The organism is Sorangiineae bacterium MSr12523, assembly GCA_037157775.1.
GTDB classification, from domain to species: Bacteria; Myxococcota_A; Polyangia; order Polyangiales; family Polyangiaceae; genus Pendulispora; species Pendulispora brunnea.
On sequence record CP089982.1, the window covers coordinates 863,721 to 884,573 of the forward strand.

The 20,853-nt window shown below is 64.6% G+C and carries 14 protein-coding genes; 6 read left to right on the plus strand and 8 right to left on the minus strand.

Features of this window, described 5'->3' with window-relative positions; all coding sequences use genetic code 11:
- The first annotated feature begins 303 nt into the window (after window positions 1-303).
- Entirely contained in the window at window positions 304-2,688 is a 2,385-nt protein-coding gene (locus LZC95_03690) for a hypothetical protein (GenBank protein ID WXA95939.1), read from the plus strand.
- 10 nt (window positions 2,689-2,698) lie between these two features.
- Here LZC95_03690 and LZC95_03695 read toward each other — a convergent pair whose 3' ends face one another.
- Window positions 2,699-3,424 carry a hypothetical protein gene (locus tag LZC95_03695; protein WXA95940.1) on the minus strand — a complete coding sequence of 242 codons (726 nt, stop codon included), beginning with the start codon at window positions 3,422-3,424 and terminating at the stop codon, window positions 2,699-2,701.
- A 99-nt stretch (window positions 3,425-3,523) separates the two neighbouring features.
- A complete protein-coding gene (locus LZC95_03700) occupies window positions 3,524-4,987 on the minus strand; it encodes a PLP-dependent aminotransferase family protein (GenBank protein WXA95941.1) in 1,464 nt (487 codons plus the stop codon).
- A gap of 72 nt (window positions 4,988-5,059) precedes the next feature.
- Here LZC95_03700 and LZC95_03705 point away from each other — a divergent pair, with 72 nt between their 5' ends.
- A complete protein-coding gene (locus LZC95_03705; GenBank protein WXA95942.1) occupies window positions 5,060-5,722 on the plus strand; it encodes a pyridoxamine 5'-phosphate oxidase family protein in 663 nt (220 codons plus the stop codon).
- Here the strand turns inward: LZC95_03705 and LZC95_03710 are convergent.
- Together LZC95_03710 and LZC95_03715 are read right to left on the minus strand one after the other, a co-directional pair.
- Window positions 5,719-6,090 carry a hypothetical protein gene (locus LZC95_03710; GenBank protein ID WXA95943.1) on the minus strand — a complete coding sequence of 124 codons (372 nt, stop codon included), beginning with the start codon at window positions 6,088-6,090 and terminating at the stop codon, window positions 5,719-5,721. The two genes, LZC95_03705 and LZC95_03710, sit on opposite strands and share 4 nt — an antisense overlap.
- Complete coding sequence (locus tag LZC95_03715) at window positions 6,087-6,491, minus strand: Bor family protein (protein ID WXA95944.1); 405 nt, start codon at window positions 6,489-6,491, stop codon at window positions 6,087-6,089. The genes LZC95_03710 and LZC95_03715 overlap by 4 nt, the downstream gene beginning before the upstream one ends.
- 147 nt (window positions 6,492-6,638) lie before the next feature.
- Here LZC95_03715 and LZC95_03720 point away from each other — a divergent pair, with 147 nt between their 5' ends.
- Window positions 6,639-8,117 (plus strand): hypothetical protein, encoded by a 1,479-nt coding sequence (locus LZC95_03720; GenBank protein WXA95945.1) that lies wholly within the window; start codon window positions 6,639-6,641, stop codon window positions 8,115-8,117.
- 100 nt (window positions 8,118-8,217) lie between these two features.
- Here LZC95_03720 and LZC95_03725 read toward each other — a convergent pair whose 3' ends face one another.
- Genes LZC95_03725 through LZC95_03740 form a run of 4 tightly spaced genes read right to left on the minus strand, consistent with a single transcriptional unit; the run spans window position 8,218 to window position 12,305 of the window.
- Entirely contained in the window at window positions 8,218-9,639 is a 1,422-nt protein-coding gene (locus tag LZC95_03725; protein WXA95946.1) for an anthranilate synthase component I family protein, read from the minus strand.
- Window positions 9,640-9,651: 12 nt separating this feature from the next.
- Window positions 9,652-10,938 (minus strand): LeuA family protein, encoded by a 1,287-nt coding sequence (locus tag LZC95_03730; protein ID WXA95947.1) that lies wholly within the window; start codon window positions 10,936-10,938, stop codon window positions 9,652-9,654.
- A 56-nt stretch (window positions 10,939-10,994) separates the two neighbouring features.
- Window positions 10,995-11,582 carry a nucleotide exchange factor GrpE gene (locus LZC95_03735; GenBank protein ID WXA95948.1) on the minus strand — a complete coding sequence of 196 codons (588 nt, stop codon included), beginning with the start codon at window positions 11,580-11,582 and terminating at the stop codon, window positions 10,995-10,997.
- Window positions 11,583-11,594: 12 nt separating this feature from the next.
- A complete protein-coding gene (locus tag LZC95_03740; GenBank protein ID WXA95949.1) occupies window positions 11,595-12,305 on the minus strand; it encodes an RNA methyltransferase in 711 nt (236 codons plus the stop codon).
- Between the two features lie 76 nt (window positions 12,306-12,381).
- Between LZC95_03740 and LZC95_03745 the strand changes: the two genes are divergently transcribed.
- The 3 genes from LZC95_03745 to rplM all read left to right on the plus strand — a co-directional run bounded on the left by LZC95_03745 (window position 12,382) and on the right by rplM (window position 20,839).
- Complete coding sequence (locus LZC95_03745; GenBank protein WXA95950.1) at window positions 12,382-16,845, plus strand: translocation/assembly module TamB; 4,464 nt, start codon at window positions 12,382-12,384, stop codon at window positions 16,843-16,845.
- Window positions 16,778-20,215 (plus strand): BamA/TamA family outer membrane protein, encoded by a 3,438-nt coding sequence (locus LZC95_03750; protein WXA95951.1) that lies wholly within the window; start codon window positions 16,778-16,780, stop codon window positions 20,213-20,215. The genes LZC95_03745 and LZC95_03750 overlap by 68 nt, the downstream gene beginning before the upstream one ends.
- A 177-nt stretch (window positions 20,216-20,392) precedes the next feature.
- Window positions 20,393-20,839 (plus strand): 50S ribosomal protein L13, encoded by a 447-nt coding sequence (gene rplM / locus LZC95_03755; protein WXA95952.1) that lies wholly within the window; start codon window positions 20,393-20,395, stop codon window positions 20,837-20,839.
- Window positions 20,840-20,853 lie beyond the last annotated feature (14 nt).

The following is a 20,853-nucleotide window of genomic DNA, read 5'->3' on the forward strand; positions in this document are numbered from 1 at the left end:
GTGGTGGTCATTCATCTGGCGCGTCGCGACAATGTCCGTCATCATCGTTAGCGGCTGAGCCTCTCGGGAGAGCGCTCGCTGTGCCACTCCTCCGTCGTCAATCACCGTTTTCGCGAGGCAATCGTGCGAAATTCGATGCGTGTCTAGCTGTGTCTCATCGCATTTAGTGCCACCCTGCCGCTTTTTGGTAGCGTATTCGGTTGCAAATCTTCATCGTCGAACGACCCGTCGTCCGGCCAAACGGGCGGAGATGGTGACGACGGCACGAACGGCGGCACGCAGGTCCGGCTACCGATCGAAGTGTTGGGCACCGGCTCTCCGGACGAGCCCGCGATCGCGAGCACGCGCCTCGGTCTCGACGCGGCCGATGTGGGTTCCGCAGAGCGGCTCGTCGTGCTCTGCCATCGATGCGGCAACAACCAGGACGCGCCCGAGTTCGAGCCGCTGGCCAAACCCATCGCGAAGGTGAAGGCGAGCTTGCGCATCGTGGGCGGCGACGGGAACGACGCGCCCTGGATCGACGTGACCGATACCAACGTGCAGCTCGACGACGTATCGCGCGCCCACGGCGGCATCAACGGCGGCTTGGTCACCACCACGTTCTCCATCGCGCTCGATGCCCAGACCCGCGCCCGTTTGGTGGGATTGCCCGGCACGAACCGAATCGAATTCCGCTTCAATGGCACCGACGGCAATTCGAATGGATTTCGCATTTTGGATGTGCAACTTCGAAATGCCGCCGGTACGGATTTGAATCGCACGCCGCGCAAGTACGTGGACATTGGCGCCGAGAAGGAAGCCGGGAAAGCGTGGTCGGACGATGCCGCCAAAGGGCAGGCGCTCTGGCATGGGAAGGACCTTCTCATCAAGTCGCCGGTCGTCCCGCGAAAGATCCACGCCGCATGCGACTCGTGCCACGCCGAGGATGGTCGCGATTTGCAGTATTTCAATTATTCGAACAACTCCATCGTCCAGCGGAGCAAGTTCCACGGCCTGTCCGACGAACAGGGAAAGCAGATTGCCGCGTACCTGCGCGCGAGCCTGCACGACAAGGTGCCGCACGTGCCCGCGGCCGCACCCGAGAATCCGCCGTATCAGCCGGGCCCGGGGATGGACTCGAAACCGGTGATCGAGTGGGCGGCGGGTGCGGGGCTCCGTGCCGTGCTGCCCGACGGCAAAGCCTTCATGAAGGCTTTCGTGGGGCAGCCGGTGGACGACAAGCCTTTGTCCGTGACGCAAGCGGAGCTCGATCGGGCGATGGACCCGAAAGGCAAATTGAATACACGCGAGATGCCCGTGCCGTTACAATTCCCGGATTGGAATGCCTGGCTTCCCAACGTGCACCCCCTGGATATTTGGACGCCGGATCAGGGGCAGTCCGCAGGGCTTTTCGAAACTGCCGCGGAGGACAAGAGCCCGCTGAAGACGCTCGCGAAGATCAAGGAGTTCTTCGAGGCGAACAAGAACAAGAATGGCGTCTACGGCGATTGGAGCCACCTCACACCCGAACAGCGCGAAAGGATCCAGCAGTGGTTCTACGACTTCGGCGCGCGGGCCATCGGCTTTGCGGGCGGCGGGCGAGGGGATAGGCAATCGAGCGATCCATCGAAGCCTTACGGCGGGGAGATCGGCGGGGCGAAGCTGCAGGCGCTTCTCTCCAAGGACACGGCGGCGCTCGCGCCTGCGGCGGCGTTCTCGAAGCAGGCCTTCATCGAGCGTGCGCTCGTCGGGTTGTTCCACTGGATGGGCGTCAAACAATGGCAATTGGCGCACACCTACGGGCTGGAGGGCGACCAAAGCTACTTCCACGGAAAGAAGGACGGCTCGAAGTGGATTGGCGAAGGGGATAAGCGCGGTTGGATCTTCACCTGGCCCAGCGTGTTCTATCTCGCGCCGCACATGCTCTATGCGCCGGAGGATACGGCGAAGGGCAAACGCGAATTCTATTTCTCGTGGGAGCCGCGCCTCGTTTCGTATTTCCGTACGAATCAGTGGTACCAACTGCAGATGACGATCAACCCTGGTTGGTCGGGCGCATCGCAAGGGCCGATGGACTGGCCGTACCACCTCGGGTTCACCACGGGGGTCGTCGACGATTTGGAAACGGCGAAGGCTCCGACCTGGGTGTCGGCCGCGCATCTCGCTCGCTTCTTCCAAGTGCGCGCGAAGATTTCGCAATTGGCCAATACGAACATCTCGTTCAATACGCCCGATCCGCAGGAGCCGGACAATCTGTTCAAGAACACCGGCATCCAGAGCCGGGCCGACTTCGTCTACAAGCTGGCGCCGACGGGCATCCTTCACACGGGGCCCGACGATTGGCAGCGCACGCGTTTCCGTCACATGGACGTGCTCCAGGCGGGGCTGCACAAGATGCTCGTGAATACGTCGATTGGGGTCTACAACGACTACTTCGCGAACACCACGGCCGAGCAATGGCGCCGTTGCGACCCCAATGCGCACTTCGGCGGCGAGCAGGAGACGAAGTCGGGATTCCGTTTTTGCCTGGACAAGGAGCGAACGCCGCTCCCCACGGACAAGAATGGGAAGCCTTACCTCGCCGGCGGCTGGGTCGACTGGACCATCGAGCAGTACATCGCCTGGGGCATTCTCGCGGCGAAGCAAATCGGCGCCGACCCGCAGCGCATCGCCACATGGTCCGACTGGCACGACCGCATGTGGCCGTGAGTCGACGACTTTACAGGTGCCCGTCCACCCTGTACTCGGCGAAGTCGGGGGCACATGAAATGGTGTCCCCGGCGTTCACTTTGCTGACTTGGATGTAGAGCCATGTGTCATCGTGGTAGCTCCCCGCATCGTCCTTGATGCGGCAGTATCCCGTCTTGTCGGTGATGCACTCCCAGCTGTCTTTGTCGCTATCGATGTAGAGCTTGTACCGGTCCAAGTAATTGGAGCCGCGGACGCGAAGTTCGAATTCGATATCGTTTTCGCATTGGCCGCCGTTTGCCCGGATCACGTACCAATCGGGGGCGGAGCCCACGTTGCCGTCGTAGCCATCGATGGTGGGGTTGATGTGCTGGCGCACGTCGGTGACGATGACACCGGAGAAGTGCTCGGCGCTGCTCGAGTCGAGGCAGGAGTCGTCGCCCAGGTCGATGGCGTCGCTCTGACGGTGGTTGTTCCACACCGGGTCCACGACTTCACAGCCGTCGGCGGTGTTTCCGTTCACATCGTACGCCTCGCCTTTGCACTCGAAGGTGCAGCGCGAGTTGGTACACGTGACGTTGGTGTTGGGCCTTCCGGCACCTGGGCAATCGGCCACCGACCGGCACGTGGTGTTCACGTCCACGGCGGTGCTGGCGCAATAGTTGGTAGGGTCGCTCGGTCCCGCGGGGCCGCAGGCCGCCGACAGGGCAAGGGCCGCGACAAGAAGGGCGGCCATGGTGATCCGACGTGTGGTCATTCTAAAGCCCGCACCTCGCAAACAACGAGCCAGCGAATTTGTTGCAAAACGAAGACACCGCGTCGAAGGCGCCATCGGCCCAGCCGCGTTCGCCTCCGGCTACAAGGCCTGAGCCAGTCGCCGCACGGCGGTGAGCAGCTCGCGCTCGTTCAACATCGCATAGCCGAATCTCGCATACGGTGCGCGCGCACCGTCGAGGAAGAATTGTCGTCCCGTTTGGAAATGGACGCCCTTTTCGAGCGCGCGCCGCTGCCATCGATCGACGTCGACATCGCCGGCGGCCCTCGTCCAAAGGGCCATGCCGCCCGGCGGTTTGACGTACGAGATGGCGCCGGCGAGGTGTTTGTCGATGGCCTCGCACAGCGCATCGCGGCGCGCTTGGTAAATGCGCCGCATTCGCCGTACGTGGCGCTGGATCTCGCCCTCTTCGAGCAATTCGGCCACGGCGCATTCGAGCACACCGTCGCCTTGCCGATCGATGAGCTCCCGCTCGTAGGCCATTCGCGCGAGCACCGGCTCCGGCGCGATCACGAAGCCGAGTCGCAGTCCTGGTGCCAGGATTTTCGCCAAGGTGCCGATGTAGATCACTTGGCCGTGCGGATCGGCGCTGGCCATGGGCAAGATGGGGCGGCCGTCGTAGTGGAACTCTTGATCGTAGTCGTCCTCCACGATGGCCATGCCGTGTTGGCGCGCGAGTTCGAGCAGCGCGAGACGGCGGGTAGGCGTTAGGACGACGGTGGTCGGATATTGATGGTGCGGCGTGACGTACACGAGGCGAATGCGCGCGCTCGCCGTTTGGCGTTGGAGCTCGTCGACGTCGATGCCATCGCGATCCACCGGGATGGGCACGACGCGGGCGCCGGCGCGCTGGAAGACGGCGTGCGCGAGTTTGTATCCAGGCGATTCGACGGCCACCACGTCCCCCGGTGCGACGAGTGCGCGTGCGACGAGGTCGATGGCCATCTGGCTTCCGCGCGTGATCATGACGTCGTTCTCGCCTGCGGCGATGCCGCGGGCCGTGGAGACCATCGATGCGACGGCCGCGCGCAGCCGCTTCTGACCGCGGCTCTCGCCGGTGTAGTCGAGCAAGTGCACACCGTGATCGCGCGCCACACGGCGATAGGCGCGCGCGAGGAGCTCGACGGGCACCAAGCGCGAATCGGGGGAGCCTCCCCAGAGTTCGAGCGTGCCCGGTGGAGATGCCTCGTCTTGCAGGCGCTCGCGGACCGCTTCCACGGGGAAGCCCGCGCGGCGTGCAACCCCTGGGCTCGGGCGCGCGCGTGTGAGTCGGCGCGGTTCGGCATCGGGGGAGGCTGTGGCCACGAAGGTGGCCGAGCCTCGCCTGGTGCCCACCCATCCCTGCGCCTCGAGCTCCGCGTACGCAGCCGCCACCGTCGTGCGGTGCACGCCCAATGTGTCCGCCAGGGTGCGCGTTCCCGGAAGGGAGTCGCCTTGCTTCAGACGGCCGCGCGCGATGTCGTCGGAGATGGCCTGCGCAATCTGCGCGAACAGCGGCGTGGGGCTCGCCGCATCCAGGGGCACGGAAAAGGTCCAAGATCGCATGGTGGAACTGGTAGGTCCGAATTGTCAAAACCGGACCTACACGAGATACCAGTGATGGCGCATCCTTGGGATATGGAAAATCGAGGCCCACTGGAACGTACCCCGCGGACGACGTTGCATCGCATACCGGATCGGGGCTCCTATGATCGCGATCTTGCGTATTCCATTCTCGACGAGGGCCTTTACGCTTCCGTGGGCATTGCCGTGGAAGGGCAGCCCTTCGTCATTCCCATGGTCTACGGGCGGATGGGCGATCGCCTCATCCTGCACGGCGCCGCGGCGAGCCGTCTCCTCAAGGCAGGCGCCAAGAGCACGCCGATTTGCGTGACGGTGACCCTGGTCGATGGGTTGGTGTTCGCGCGCTCGGGCTTCCACCACTCGATGAACTATCGCTCGGTGATGGTCCTGGGCGAGGCGACCGAGATCACCGATACGGAGGAAAAGCTGCGCGCGCTCGATGTCATCGTCGACCATGCGGTGCCGGGTCGCTCGAAGGAGACGCGCCCGCCGAACCGCAAGGAGCTCGTCGCCACCCGCGTGTTGGCGCTTTCCATCGTCGAGGCCTCCGTGAAAATGCGGACCGGCGGGCCCAAGGACGACGACGAAGATTTGGAGCTCGAGTACTGGGCGGGGCACGTGCCGCTTCGCTTGGTGGCCAGTGAGCCGATTTCCGATGCGGCGCACCCGCCGCGTGCGCCCATGCCCGAGGCGGTGGCGTCGTACCGGCGCCGCTAGAGGCTCACGGGGGGCGCTTCGGGCGGCGGTGGCGTGGGAGCGGGCGGCGGAGGAGGGGAATTCTCCTTGGTGCAGTGAACGGTGACGCTCTGCGCTTGGTAGACGCCGCCCCCGAGAAGTCCAATGAACCAATCGCGCGCGCTGATTTTGGTCTCGATGGTGGCCCAGCGCCCCTGGGTCGGACAGGCGTATTGCAAGGGGTAGGGCGGGTCGATCACCACGACGTCGCCCACGATGGCGCTGTGCATGCGTTCCTCGTAGCCCTGCGCGGCTTGCGCCTGCGTGGGGTGGCCCGAGCGAATCGTGGTGCGGTAGCAGCCGCCGGTCAGGAGCAAGACGCCCAGGGAGAGGAAAGCGACGCGGTTCATTGAGCCTCTTGCGGGTGGGAAGCGTCCGTTCTCGCTTGCTGCTGCGAGGGCTGTGAAGGCTGCGAAGGCTGTGAAGACTGCGTCGGTTGCGAAGGCGCGGCGCAGGTGACGTACACCTTCCGTGGCGAGTAAATGCCAAGGGTGACCAGGCTAACGAGCCACGTGGCGCCGTTCGTGCCCTCTTCGATTTTCCAGGCTTCGCCCTGATGGCAAATCTCGGCGACGTTCACCTCCGCCTCGCCCGCAAGTCCCCAAAAGAAAAAGGAATTCCACTCTTCGTGCTTTTCCGCCCCCGGGGTTAAATTCTTGTTTACGAGGCTCGTGCTGAAACACCCTTGGCTGAGCCAAGCCAGTGCCAGCACCCCCGCCCGCAGCCGTCGATGCTTGATGGAAAGATTCATCGGTTTCCGCCTCATGATATATCGGCCACGCACGACGCGCTGTTGTGTGTGAGTCGTGTGGGGTCGAAGTGATGCACCTGCGCTGAAAACGCATTTGACGCGCGCTTGGAACGCTCGCGCCACCCGTGGCGGGATATGCTCGCGCGCATGGTCCACCGGATGGCGTCGCGGGTCGCAACGTTGGGGGTCTCGGTTCTCGTCGCGTGCAGCGCGGGGTGTTCGGATGGTTCGGGCGATCCGGGCGAAGCCACCGAGGAGGGCCTCGCCGCGCTGCCCGGAGACAATTTGCCATTTGCCTCCGCGATTTTTCGGGCCACACACAATAGCTATTCCGGCAATGTCGACGGCGAGAAAGGTCCGATTGCCACGCAGCTCGATCGCGGGGTGCGGTTCCTCGAGTTCGATATTCACGACAATGGCTACGAGTCGTTGCGCGATTACGGGATAGGGCACGATTCCGTGGGCAACGCGGTGGATCACGCGGGTGGGAATCCCGCGTCGAACGCACTGCGTGATTGGCTCGTTCCGGTGGCATCGTGGTCGAAGAATCATCCGCAGCATGCTCCGCTTTTGGTGATGCTCGATTTGAAAGACGACCTGACGGACAATCCGTCGTTCGCCGCGGGCAACTTGACCGCGCTGAATGCCGAGTTGAAGTCGGCCCTCGGGTCGCAGCTGCTGCTGGCCAAAGACGTTCCCGGTTCCTTGCCGACCATCGGTGCGCTGCGCGGGCGGATTTTGACGCTTCTTTCCGGGCATGCGGGTACGCGCGCGGAGTACAAGCGCGACGTGGGGTACAACCCTGCGGTGGCGCTGAATGGGCGCGGGCAGGTGGTCGAGGTGCACGACTCCGGCAGCGGGACGCTTTGGTACTGGACGGGGGTGTATGGCTCCGACGGCCGTGTGGAGTGGCGGCGGCACGGCCGATACGACACGGGAAAGACGCCGGCCGTGGCGCTGAACGACAACGGGGGGCTCGTCGAGGTGCATCAATCGCAGAGCGCGAACACCCTTTGGTACCACGTGGGGCATCTCGGCTCCGACGGAGAGATTACCTGGTCGGAGAGCCGCAAATACGACACCGGCGTGCTGCCCACGGTGCGATTCGTCGATGCAGCGGGCACACAGGTTCGGGAGATCCATCGCAGTCCGAGCAGCAGCCAAAATTGGGACTGGGACGGGGCGCTCGATACCACGGGCAACAGCGTGGCCTGGAACGACGCGACCCATGGGAAAACGTCGGACGCACGCTACGACGTGACGGTCTCCACGCGTGGGAGTTCACGCGTTTCGGTGTGGACAGGCGCCGATGGTTCGACGCCGTCGAACACGTTGCGCTACGGGACGGATCGCGTGACCGCCGATCGGGTCCGGTATCCACAGTGGGCTTTCGTGGAGTACCAACCCAACGACGCCACCGAGCTGCGTGAGGCTCTGTTCTATGCCGCGCCGGCGACCAACGCCTCGTTCATCACGTCCGCCCGCAATGCCGGCAAGGTCGCCCGCGGCTGGGACTTCGACGACGCGGGCAAGGCCACGAATCCGCTGGCAAACTACCCCGCGACGAACACGCCTTGGGCTGATTGGTATACGAAATTGGTCACCGACGCCGGCGCAGTGGAATAGCCGAAGAAAATTCACAGGGAGACGGGGAGTTTTTTGGACTTCAATTCGGTCATGGTTGCCAACTTGAAACCTAAAATCTCCCCGCCTCCCCGTTCAATCCTCAGGGAGCCTCTACAAGGGCGCGTAAGAGAGAGCGCGCCTTGTTCAGCGTCTCCTTGAATTCGCGTTGCGGATCGGAGTCGATGACGACACCGCCGCCCACTTGGACGTAGGCGCGCGAGCCCTTGCGCAGGATCGTGCGGATCGCGATGTTCAGATCCATATCGCCGGCGAAGGAAAGATAGCCGATCGACCCCGTGTAGAGCCCGCGGGCGGTGGGTTCGAGCTCGGCGATGATCTCCATGGTCCGCACTTTGGGCACCCCGGTGATTGTCCCACCCGGAAAAAGCGCGCCCACCACGTCGAGAAGATCTTTGCCCTCGCAAAGTTCGCCAACCACCTCCGATTCGATGTGCATCACGTGCGCGTAGCGCGTGATTTCCATGAGCTTCGACACGTGAACGCTGCCGTAACGGCAGACGCGCCCGAGGTCGTTGCGCTCGAGATCCACGAGCATGACGTGCTCGGAGAGCTCCTTTTCGCAGGTGCGTAGCTCGTGAAGGAATCGGGCGTTCTCTTCCTCCGCGCCGGTGCGCCGCGTGCCGGCGATGGGTCGGGTAAAGGCTTTGCCGGCATCGACGCGCACGAGGCGCTCGGGGGAAGCGCTGATGATCTCGAAATCGTCGAATTGGAAATAGCTGGCAAAGTGCACCGGGTCGATGCGCGCCAGCGTTTCGTAGAGATCGAGCCCATCGCCGCGGTATTCCGTTTCGAGCCGCTGCGACAGGTTGACCTGATAGGTATCACCCGTGCGGATGTAATCTTGGACACGCCGCACCGCCGCCAAATAGTCATCGTGTGCAAAATTGGACACGTAGTTTGGCTGCCGGCCAGAGGCCGGCGGACCGCCGGCAAGATGCCGGCGCTCCATTGGGCCGCGTTCCACTGCGCGCAGCAGCCCCTCAACCCGTCCTTTGCAGTCCGAATAACAATCGCCCGTCGCGACCGCGTAAATGACGTCTTCCTGGTGGTCGACGACGAAAAACTCATTCACGAAATGAAACGCGATATCCCAAATACCGAGGTCGTCGTTGCGATGGGCGGGCAGCCGCTGGAAATAGCGATTGGCGTCGTATCCGAAGAAGCCCACCGCCCCGCCCATGAAAAGCGGCATCCCCGGCAGCCGTGGCGCCCGCCATTCACGCAAAAGCGCCCGCAACGCCGCCACCGGATCGCCGGAGAACGCCCGCTCGTCGAGCCAATATCGATCTCCTTTGGCCACGAAACGCAAAAACGGCGCGGCGCCCAAAATGGAATATCGACCTTCCGCCGAAACGCGCGTGCTTTCCAGCAAAAAGCGATGCCGCTCCGGCAAAGCCCGCAACAGCTCCACGGGCGTCCGCCCATTTCGCGGCACCGCGACCATCACTGGAACTTGATTGTACCCTGCGCGGACCCAGCCGCCGAACGTCCGCTCGTCCAATCGATGATCCTTCTACGACGATGCGGGCGCGTCCGCGGCCTGCCCATTCACCCGGGCGACCACGCTCAGCACTTCCTCGTCGGTCATGATGTGATCCTGCGCCTTGGCGGCCTTCAAAATCTCCTGCACGAGGATGTCCGTTGCAGGAATCCCCCGCCGCCGCAGCCAATAATTCACGTTCGAGGCCCCGCTCATGAACCCGATGCAGATCTCCTGCGATCGCCCGAACGTCCCCGCCGGAACCCCGCTGTAGATCCGATCCGCGAGCCACGCATCGCCTTTGGCCATCGCCTTGATGATGGCCGCCGCGTGCACGCCCGTCGCCGTGCGAAACGCATCGCGCCCCACCAAGGGGTAATTGATCGGGATATGCCACCCGACGGCCGCCGCCGCGGCCTCCACGTAATCCAGCAACCGGGTCAAATCTTGTTCGCCCAGGAGCCCGAGAAGCTTCATGTTCATCAACAAAAGCTCCATGGGCACGTTGCCCACGCGCTCGCCGATGCCCAGCGCCGTTCCGTGCACGCGATTGGCCCCGTATTCGAGCGCCCAGATCGCGTTCTCCAAGGCAAAGCCGCGGTCGTTGTGGCCGTGCCAGTCGATTCCTACGTCCTTGACGCCCGTGCCTGCGATCACGTCCTTCGTGAACCGAATCAAATTGCGCACGCCGTCCGGCGTGGCGTGACCCACCGTATCGGCCAGGCAGAGACGCGTTGCGCCATGTTCGATGGCGGCCCGGAACAGTGTCGTCAACGTCTCGGGGCGTGAGCGCGTCGTGTCCTCGGTGACGTAGGCCACCTTCAAGCCAGCCTTCACGGCCACGTCGATGGCCTCGGCGCTGCGCTTGGCAATCAGCGCGACGTCCCACTCCTCCGTGTATTGCCGAATCGGGCTCGAACCAATGAAGGCGTACACCTCGACGGGAACGCCCGCGCGTTGCGAGAGCTCGATCATCGGCGTGATGTCGGCCACCACGGTGCGGCCCGCACAGGCCACCTTGATCTTCAGCCCGTTCTGCTCGACCTCCCTGCACATGCGCAGGCAATCGTCGAAGGCGCGCTTGGAGCTTCCGGGCAACCCGATGTCGGCGGAGTCGATGCCGATGTCGTTCATCAGGTTGAGAAGCTCCAGCTTGTGCCCGACGTCGGGGTCGATGACCGACGGGTTTTGCAGCCCGTCGCGAAGCGTCTCGTCGAAAAACGAGACGCCTCCCTGCACGATGCGTCCCCGTCGGTCGACCTCGTTCCAGTCGTACACGAGGTCAGAGATGTTCGCCCCCTCCGTCCGTGCGTCTCCCATCGCCCCTCTACTGTACATCGGGAAACCGGAACGCGCCCCCATGCTTATCGGGGCGTTTATGACGCGCTGTTGTCGTTCCCGTCGGTCGATGCTTTCGCCTTTGCCACGACGACCATCGCAGCCCGGAGCAGTTTGTCGCCCTGGATGTAGCCCGGTTGCACCTCGAAAATAACGGTGCCGCTGGGGTGTTGGTCGGTCTCGACCTGCTGAATGGCCTCGTGCACCGTCGGGTCGAACGGCGAGCCCACCGCGGGCACCTTCTTGATGTCGAGCTTCCCCAAGGTCTGCTCGAACTGCTTCAGAATCATCTGCATGCCGTCGATGACGGCCTTCACGTCCTGGGCGCGCTGGGCGCTCTGCACGCCGCGCTCGAGGTTGTCGAAGACCGGAAGCAGCTCGCGCAGGATGTCCTCGCGGCCTTGTTTTTTCGCATCGTCGGCCTCGCGGCGCGAGCGTTTGCGGAAATTATCGAACTCGGCGGCGGTGCGCATCCACATGTCCTTCAGCCGGGCCGCCTCGAGCTGTGCTTGCGCGAGCGGATCCTCCGCGGGGGCCTCTTCGGCCTCGAGCAGCGCCTCGGCCTCGGTCTCGAGCTCCGGGGAAACGTTGCCATTTTCCGTGCGACTCACATCCTTCTCCGTCATGATGGGGGGTGACTATACCGAAAAACCCGCGTGCGCCAGGTGCTCGTCCGCATGCGATGCGGACAAGTAGAGACCGCGGGCATAGAGACGCAGCCGCGCAGCAGGATCGAGATCCCCCTTGCGGCCGCTGGTGGCCGCCGCCAGTAGGATGGCGGCGGTGACGCTCACGTTAAGACTCTCTACGAAGCCGCGCATCGGGACCCGCACCCGGTGCGTGCACGCGGCCGTCAAGTCGTCGCTGATTCCGTTTCGCTCGTTGCCCAGCACGAGGCCAAATCGCGGGATGTTCGCCAAGTCCGACGGCAAAAGTTCACCGTCAGGGTGCGTGGCAATGAGCTCCAGCCCTGCCTCCTTCGCCGCCGACGCCGCGTCCTGCACCGTGGGATGTGGGACGATGTCGACCCATTTTTCCGCGCCACGCGCCACCGAGGCGGCCGCGAGGAATTTTTCGCGCGACTCGATGACGTGCAACGTCTGAATTCCGAAGGCCTCGCACGTCCGCACCACCGCCGCCCCATTGTGCGGATCGTGCGGCGATTCGAACAGCACCGTGATGCTGGCGAGCCGGTGCGAAATCACCTCCAGGATCCGCTCGCGGCGCCGCTCCTGGACGAAAGGCTCCAACGCGCGCACGACCCCTGCCGGATCGTGCTGCTCGAAGCGTAGAATGCGCTCCGAAACGAGCTCGTCTTTGTTAAGTACGCCTGGGGTTCGCCGCCGCATCGCACGGCTCTTTAGAACGAACTTGGACCAAAATGGGCACAATACGGGTTACTGACTACAGTTGACCTCCTCGCGCATGGACCAAGACGGCACACCGGAGCGGAGTAGCCGGCTTCCTCGCGCCCCGCGGCCCGCCCGCGGAGGCCGCGATTGGGGCCGCTCGGTCTCGCGCGTCTTCTGCGCGATCCTCGCGGTGTTGGCGCTCGTTCCGCCGGTGCTCGTGCTGGCCGTGCGCTCCTCCTTCTTGCAGCGGTGGGCCACATCGCAGCTCGATCAGCTCATTCGCTCCAAGGGCATCGTGGCCGATTACGAGGTCGTGCCCAAGCTGTGGCCGCTGTCCGTCGAGCTGCGCTCGGTGCGGGTCGAGTCGAACGACGGCGGAGAGCCCATGCTCGTCGCCCAGCGCGTGGCGGTGCGGCCCAAGTTTTTCGGCCTTTTGTCCGGCAAATTCGCCATTGAGCAGGTCGACATCGAGGCTCCCAAGGTTCGCATCGTCCTCAAAGACAACACCCTGGTGAACCTGGGCATCGAGCTTCCCAAGTCCGAGAAGAAGGAGAGCACCGGCCCGCTGCATCTGCCCTCGGGTGTCCTGGCCATCACCGACGGTGAGCTCGACCTGGACATCGAGGGCATCCGCGTGAAAGCGCAGGCGCTCGACCTCGACGTCACCTCGGACGACGACCCGCAGGAGGGCACCAGCCTCGAGGTTGCCCTGCGCATGGGCGAGTCGCGCATCTCGCGCAACCGCGTGCTCTCCACGCAGATGACCGCCTACGACGAGGACACGCTCTGCCTCGTCGACGGGCGCGTGCGCGTCGACCCGCACGTCGTCGCCGTCCATCGCCTTCGCGTCTCCGGCGCAGCCGATCTCGATCCCGCCGCCGGCACCGCACCGCCCTGCAAATTGCCCGACACGGACGTGCGCAAGGTGGAGCTCTCCGTGAGCCACACCACCATCCGCCTCCCGGAAAAAGAGGGCGATCTGCCGCATGGCGACGGCCACATCATGGCCCGCGCGCCGCTCGCCATCGGTGCGAAGGCCGGCCCATTTCCCGAGACGGGCGGCTGGATCTCCGTCGATGCCGACGTTCGCTACCTCGAGGGGATGAACCTGCCGGACGTCAACGGCAAGGTCGAAGCGCGCGATCTGCGCATCGGCAAGTACCAGCTGGCCAGCCACGTCGAGAGCGAGGTCGTCGCCAAGCAAGGCGTCATCACCAGCCCGCACACGGCCATCGGCATCGCCGAGGGCGTCGCCACGTTGAGCGACGTGCGCGTGGAGCCGCTCGTGAAGGGCATCCCCATCCACGCCAAGGTGGACGTGAAGGACGCGAGCTTCACCGCGCTCATGCGCGAGCTCGGCGTGAGCCAGCACCCGCACGTCACCTGGGACCTCAAGGAGGTCAAGGTGGCGCACTTCGCTGGCACCATCGATCCTTTGAAGCTCGACGGCGACATGGTCGCGCACACGCCCAACTTCGCCGTCTTCGACGTGGCCGTGGACGATCCCGCCCGTGCCCGCGTCATCGGTGTAAAGGAGGCGCAGCTTCAGGCCCACGTGTCCGTCCGCGCCGACGCGCTTCAATTCAAGGCCGTCAAAGCCACCTTGCCCAAGAGCACCATCGACAACGGCTTCGTCTCCATTGGCTTCGACGAGGCGTTGCGCGTGGAGGTGCCCTCCGTGGTGGCCGACCTCACCGAAATCGGGCCATTGGGATCGATCCCCATCGCCGGCAAGGCCACGGCCAGCGCCATCGTCAGCGGTGCCTTCAACGATCCCCACCTGGAGGCCGACGCCACCATCGAGGACTTCGTCCTGAGCGAGATCCCCTTCGGCAACGTCACCGCGGGGCATGCCACGCTCAAAGGCTTGACCGTCGAGCTTTCCAACGTGAAGGCGACGAAGAACAAGAGCAATTACGAAATGCCCTCGGGCAAGCTCGACTTCGGCGGTGCGGCCAACATGGTCATGGACGCCGTCGTTACGTCGACCGGCTTCAACGCGCGCGACTTCTTCAACCTATTCCAGATGGACGAAGACCCGCGGTTTACCGAAATCGACGGTACGTTCACCACGAACTCCACCATCCACCTCGCGCTGGGCGGCCCCCAAGATCGCTGCAAAGGCGGGTACTTGAACGTGGGCGGGCACGCGCATCTGCGCGACGTGAAGCTCTTTGGCGAGGCCTTCGACGATGGGGACATCGACCTGGGCTACGAATGGGAAGACCGCCTTGCAGGCCTCGATGGGGCACGCATCGACGTGCACGCGGCCACCTTGCGCAAGGTGCGGCCGAACCCTTCGGGCATCGCCGTGGGAACCGTGTTCGGCTCGGCGAAGGTCGATCGCGGCAAGTTGAACGGCAGCGTCGTGGTGCAGGGCATTCCGCTCTCGCGCCTCCAAAGCATGGGCAGCGTCGCATCGGAAATCGACGGCTCGGCGTCGGGGTTCGCCCAAGTGAGCGGCACCATCGACGCGTACAAGGTCGAAGGGAACCTGGACATCACACCGCTGCTGGTGCGCGGCACGCGCCTCGGGGCCTCGCACGTCGACGTGGCCATGATTCAGAAGGAGCCCGCGCCGAAAAAGCCCATCGGCAGCACCGCGTGCGGGGCTCCCATCTACCCGGCCTTCGACAAGGCGACGTACAACCCCGACGTCCTTCAGGGCGAGTACCGCGTGAGCGGCGAATTGTTCAGCGGTCAGGTCAAGGTCGATGACTTGGTGATGACCCGCGAGAAGAACTCGCTCATCACGGGCAAGATCCTCACCAAAGGGCTGGATCTCGGAGCCGTGCTGCGCATTGCGAAGCCACCGGCGGAGGATCTCGAGGCCATCGCGGCGCCGCAAACGCCCACGGTCGGGGAGCTCACCGGCGAGCTGAACATCGTGCGTTACCGACAGGGCGATGCGGCGCACGCGCAGCTGTCGTTCGTGCCCGGCTCGATGTCGCTCGAGAAAGGCTCGCAGAAGGTGAGCATGCGCTCCACCAGCTCCGTCGTGTACGTCAAAGACGACACGTTGGCGGTGCCGCCACTGACGTTCGATCTGCAGGCGGGCAACTCGGGCAATAATGGCAAGGCCCTGCGCGGGACCATCACCGTGCGCGGGGCCGCGTACCATTTCAGCACCTCGCCCGAGCTCGCGTTCAACGCCGAGCTCGTGCCCATCGACCTCGGCGTCCTCGTGGGTGCCGTTCCCAAACTGGAACGCGCGCAGGGCAAACTCGGAGGGTCGCTCTACGTGACGGGGAAGGCGAGCGCGCCCGAGATGGATGGCTCGCTCACCGTGCGCGGTGGGGAATTCATCGTCGAAGGCCTCCCAAGCCCCATCACCGCGGTCGAAATGGACGTGAAGGCCGACGCCTCCGAGGTGCGCATCACCCGAGGTACTGCGCGCTTTTTGGGCGGAACTTTGGCGGTCACCGGCCACCTCCCCATCTCGGGTTTCACCGTTGGCGCCGGCCAGGTCGACGTGCGGGCGCGCAACATGCGCATGACGCCCGCGCAGGGCATCGCGACGGGCTTCGACGCCGACCTCGCGCTGCACGTGAGCCCGCCGAGCAGCGGCGATGCGAAGACGCCGCTCCCGCAGATCACGGGCGACGTGGTGCTCACGTCGGCCGAATACACGCGGCCCATCAGCCTGACCACGGATCTGAGCGCCTTGGGCATGCGGGCCAAGCGCACCGTCGTCGAGAGCTACGATCCCTCGCTCGATGCCCTCACCCTGGATATCCAGGTGAAAAACCGGTCGCCGCTGCGCATCCACAACAATCTGGCCGAGGTCGAGTTCAACATCGACAACCAGGGCCTGCGCGTGACGGGGACCAACCAACGCATCGGGCTGCGGGGCGAGGTACGCGCGCAGCAAGGCGGACGCTTCCGCTTTCGCTCCACGGAGTTCGAGGTTCGGCAGGCCATCATTCGATTCGATGATCCAACGCGCGTCGCGCCGAACATCGACGTAGTAGCCCAGACCGAGTACCGTCGCTACGGCACCTCGACTTCGACGACGGGCGGCGGGGGGAGAGCTGCAGGAATATGGCGGATCACCCTTCACGCGCACGGCGATACGGACAACTTGCGATTGGACCTGACGAGCGACCCTCCGCTTTCGCAGGACGATATCGTGTTGCTCCTGACCGTGGGGATGACGCGCACGGAGGTCGACCAGCTTCAGAGCAGCGCGGCGTTGGGGGCAGGCGTGGCGCTGGAGGCGCTATCGACCGCGACCGGGGCCGACCGTGCGGTGACCAACGCCATCCCGATCATCGACGATTTCCGTTTCGGCAGCGGCTACTCGTCGCGCAGCGGCCGCACCGAGCCCCAGGTGACCATCGGGAAACGCATCACCGACGACGTTCGCGCCACCGTCACCACGGGCCTGTCGGAGGACCGCGAGCTGCGCTCGAACATCGAGTGGCGATTGAGTCAACGAACCAGCGTTCTAGGCTCCTACGACAACGTCAATGACGTATCCTCCCCGGACATTGGGAACTTGGGGCTCGACTTCCGTTGGCGGCTGGAGTTCCAGTAAAGGGCTCGTAGCCCTTTTTCTCCTTCTCGCGACGCTTCTTTTCTCGGCACGCGCTCATTCGGCACCCGCGCCCGAGGGCAAGGGGAGCGTCCAGGTCCTCACGCCCCCGGAGCTGCCGCCGCCGCCGCCCTCGGTGCCGGTGCTTCCCCCGCGCCCCAACGTCGATGCCTGCGTCGGCCGTCCCATCACCGCCGTCGATACGGAGCTGGAAGGCGAGCGCTGGGGCATGATGCATCTGCCCAAGGTCGTCGGCGTCAAGCCCGGGGAGGTCTTCACCGAGGCCGTCGCGCGCCGCGCCCTCTCCGAGCTGCTCGATCGCGGTCAGTTCGCACGCGGCCACGTCACCCTGCAGAGCGAAGGCGCCGGCTGCCGCATGGTCGTCCAAGTCGCCGTGCGCAAGATCATCGAGAACCTGCGCTTTCACACGGGCGGGGTCAAAGTCGATCGCGACGAGCTTCTGCGCGAGGCCGACCTCACCGAGGGCGGCGAGTTCGTCGGCGCCGACCTCGCCGACAAACAGGAGCGCATGGAGGCCCTGCTCGCGCGCCGGGGCTACCCCAAAGCGACCATCGCCCTCGAGGCCCGCACCACGGACGATCCGCTCCGCATCGACGTCACCTTGTCGGTGCGCGATGGCGAGCCACGCGACATCGGGCGTCGCGTTTTCTACGTGTACGACGCCCGGCCCGAGGAGCTCGAGTCCACCAACGGCACCTACCGCGTCAAGGTCGGCGATCGCGCCGACGAGAGCGCGCTCGAGGCCGCCGACAGCCAACTGGAAACGCGCCTCCGCGCCCGCGGCTACCACCAGGCGGATGTCTGGCACGACATCGTCTCGGCCGACGGCATGATCGTCCTGCGCATCCGCGTCCAGGCCGGTAAACTCTATCAGCCGCGCTTCGAGGGCAACGATCACTACGACCAAGATGCCCTCACGGAGGCCCTCGGCCTGACCACCGAGGTGGACCTAAGTCAGATTCATCTTGCGGAAAAGATTCGGGATTTCTACCAGAAGCGCGGCTACCTCGACGTGGAGGTTGCGCTGGAGGAACGCGGCACCGCGCGCGATCAAATCCATTACCTGGTCTTCAAGATCACCGAGCACCCGCGCGTGCGCGTCGTGGCCCGCGCGTACCCGTGCCTGCGCGAGGCCGACGTGCGCCGGCTCAATCAGGGCGGCCCCACCAACGTCTCCGAGATCGGGCGCGAGATCGACAGCTACCTGGAGGAGGAGCTGCCCGGCGCCGACATCCTCAAGAGCCCCGATCCGCGCGGGGTCGATGCGCTCATCAGCCCGCAGCAGCGCGGGGCCGTCGACGTCCCCATCGACCTCGAGCCGGACGGCGTCTACGTCGCCGATACGTACCAGCGCGCCGTCGAGCACGTGCAGGAGCTCTATCGGCACGAAGGCTTTCTCCACGCCCAAGTCGGCCCGGTGCAGATCGTGCGGCGTCGCTGCGATCCGCGCTCGCCCGCGGGCCAATGCATCCCCATCCCGCTGCCGACGGAGAACGGCAAACCCGTCGAGCCCGAGGCCTGCACCTACGACATCACCAACCTGCCGCTTCCCGTGCCGCCGCTCCCGGCGGCCATGAGCTGCGTGCCGGATCCGCTCCACGGCATCGCGTGCGAGCCCCGCGTCACCTTGCGCATTCCGGTGAAGCTCGGGCCGCGCACCACGCTGTACGATTTGTCTTTCACCGGGACGCACGCCATCTCCGAGCGCACCTTGGCGCTCGCCGCGCAGCTTTCGCTCGGCACCCCGGCGAACACCGTGAAGCTGGAGGAGGCGCGCCGCCGCTTGCTCGACGTGTACCGCGAGGAGGGCTACGCCTTCGTCGACATCAAGTACACGCTCGACGAATCGCTGGACCACACGCGTGCGCGCGCCCGTTTCGAGATCACCGAGGGCGAGCAAGTCATCGTTCGGCAGATCGTCATCCAAGGCAACGATTTGACCCGCGAGGGCGTCATCCGGCGGCGCATCGCGCTCCAGGTCGGTGAGCCTTACCGCACCAGCGACATCCGAAAGACCCAAGAGCGCATCGCTACGCTCAATGTCTTCAGCAGCGTGGAGGTCGGCCTTTCCGATCCCTACGTGCCCGCGAAGAACAAGACCGTCATCATCACCGTCGCGGAGGCCATCCCCAAGTACCTGGAGATCCGCCCGGGCTTCTCCACCGGTGAGGGCTTCCGCATCACCACGGAGATCGGCGATCGGAACTTCCTCGGCTCGGCCATCGCCCTCTCGGCGCGCGCGCAGGTGTCGTATCTGCCCGACGCGTTCATCCTCGATGACCAAGTGAAGAAGAATTTCGGGGAGCTTTCCTTCGGCGACCGCATCGCCGGCCGCGTGACGTTGCGCGGCGAGTTCCCCGAAATCGGGCTCGGGCCCCTCTGGCGCTCGAGCGTAGACGGCATCTTCTCGCGCACGCTCCAGCGCGACTTCGTTCTGACGAAATGGGCAGGCATCCCGAGTATTTCCTACAGACCGTTAAGGCCGGTGCTGTTCACTTTCTCTCCGACGGTCGAGCGAAACACCGCCACCGTCTTCAATGACGAGTCGCTCGATGAGTTGCTTCGGAACCTACAGAACACCGGGGGTGCCGATCTCGCACGCCTGCTTCGCGTTCCGGAGGGCACCAGCATCGCCGTGTCGCAGCGCCTCATCATCTCCTGGGACCGCCGCGACAACTCCTTCAACGCGCACACCGGGACGTATTTCGTCAGCGGCATCGAGCACGTCGATTGGGCCCCGCTGGGCACCGTCGACTCGACGGATCCGGCGGCGCGCGAGCGGGCGAGCCAGGACGGCCACTTCCTCCGCTTTGCCGAGACCTTTGCGGGATACATCCCTTTGGGAAAAAAGCTCACCTTCGCTGCCGAGTTGAGGCTTGGCACCAACGTGCAGCTCACGTCCGGATCGCTGACCTACCCGGACCGCCTCTTCTTCATGGGCGGCATCGAGTCGATGCGCGGCTTCGCGCAAGATTCCATGGTTCCCCAAGATTTGGCCGATCGCATCGAGGCGGACTCGAAAAATCCACCCCCGGCTCCACGCGTACCTTTCACCGTGAACAGCATCGCCATCCGCGGTGGCAACCTCATGTTCAATCCGAAGTTCGAGCTGCGCATCCCCATCCGCGGTGCCCTCGAAACCGCACTCTTCACCGACATCGGCAACCTCTGGGTCGATCCGCTTTACCCCTTCGAACAGAAGGAATTCCCGATGCGGGTCTCGGTCGGGACGGGCCTACGGTTTCAAACCCCTGTCGGTCCGCTCGTTTTCGACTACGGTATCAACCTGACCCGCCGCAGACTGCTCAACGAGGACTTCGGCGCGTTCCACTTTGCGATTGGGCTCTTCTGATCGAACCCGCTCCCGCTCCCGAGCTCCTCACTGAGGCTCGGGATCGGGAGGGGGAAGAGGGGCGAAAGGTCAGAAGGACCGCTTGACAAGCACCCCCCATCCTCGTACGTTCCCGCCCCCTCTGGGGCTTGGGGCACCAGCAGGCTTCAAGTTCGCCTAGGAAAGGCTTTTTCAACGATGTCTCAGACGACATTTTCGGCGACCAAGGAACAGGCTCAGGCCGGTCGTTCGTGGTACGTGGTGGATGCAGCGGGCAAGCCCCTCGGGCGCTTGGCCAGTGAGATTGCGCGTGTTCTCCGTGGGAAGCACAAGCCGACCTTCACGCCGCATCAGGATACGGGCGATTTCGTCATCGTCGTCAACGCGGACAAGATTCGCTTGACGGGAAACAAGCTCGACCAGAAGCACTACTACTCGCACTCGGGTATCCCGGGCGGGTTCAGCGCCGAGAGCTACCGGCACCTTCTGGCCCGCAAGCCCGCCTTCCCCATCGAGAAGGCCGTCAAGGGCATGCTCCCGAAGAACGTGCTCGGTCGCGAAATGCTGACCAAGCTCAAGGTCTACGCGACGCCGGATCATCCGCACGCCGCCCAGAAACCGCAGCCCCTCAAGGTCTCGCTGTAAGCAGCGACAAAAGA

Coding starts and splice junctions, on each gene's coding strand:
- LZC95_03695 (WXA95940.1), bottom strand. CDS start 3,424: ATGACCACACGTCGGATCACCATGGCCGCCCTTCTTGTCGCGGCCCTT.
- LZC95_03700 (WXA95941.1), bottom strand. CDS start 4,987: ATGCGATCTTGGACCTTTTCCGTGCCCCTGGATGCGGCGAGCCCCACG.
- LZC95_03705 (WXA95942.1), top strand. CDS start 5,060: ATGGAAAATCGAGGCCCACTGGAACGTACCCCGCGGACGACGTTGCAT.
- LZC95_03710 (WXA95943.1), bottom strand. CDS start 6,090: ATGAACCGCGTCGCTTTCCTCTCCCTGGGCGTCTTGCTCCTGACCGGC.
- LZC95_03715 (WXA95944.1), bottom strand. CDS start 6,491: ATGAATCTTTCCATCAAGCATCGACGGCTGCGGGCGGGGGTGCTGGCA.
- LZC95_03720 (WXA95945.1), top strand. CDS start 6,639: ATGGTCCACCGGATGGCGTCGCGGGTCGCAACGTTGGGGGTCTCGGTT.
- LZC95_03730 (WXA95947.1), bottom strand. CDS start 10,938: ATGGGAGACGCACGGACGGAGGGGGCGAACATCTCTGACCTCGTGTAC.
- LZC95_03735 (WXA95948.1), bottom strand. CDS start 11,582: ATGACGGAGAAGGATGTGAGTCGCACGGAAAATGGCAACGTTTCCCCG.
- LZC95_03740 (WXA95949.1), bottom strand. CDS start 12,305: ATGCGGCGGCGAACCCCAGGCGTACTTAACAAAGACGAGCTCGTTTCG.
- LZC95_03745 (WXA95950.1), top strand. CDS start 12,382: ATGGACCAAGACGGCACACCGGAGCGGAGTAGCCGGCTTCCTCGCGCC.
- LZC95_03750 (WXA95951.1), top strand. CDS start 16,778: ATGACGTATCCTCCCCGGACATTGGGAACTTGGGGCTCGACTTCCGTT.
- rplM (WXA95952.1), top strand. CDS start 20,393: ATGTCTCAGACGACATTTTCGGCGACCAAGGAACAGGCTCAGGCCGGT.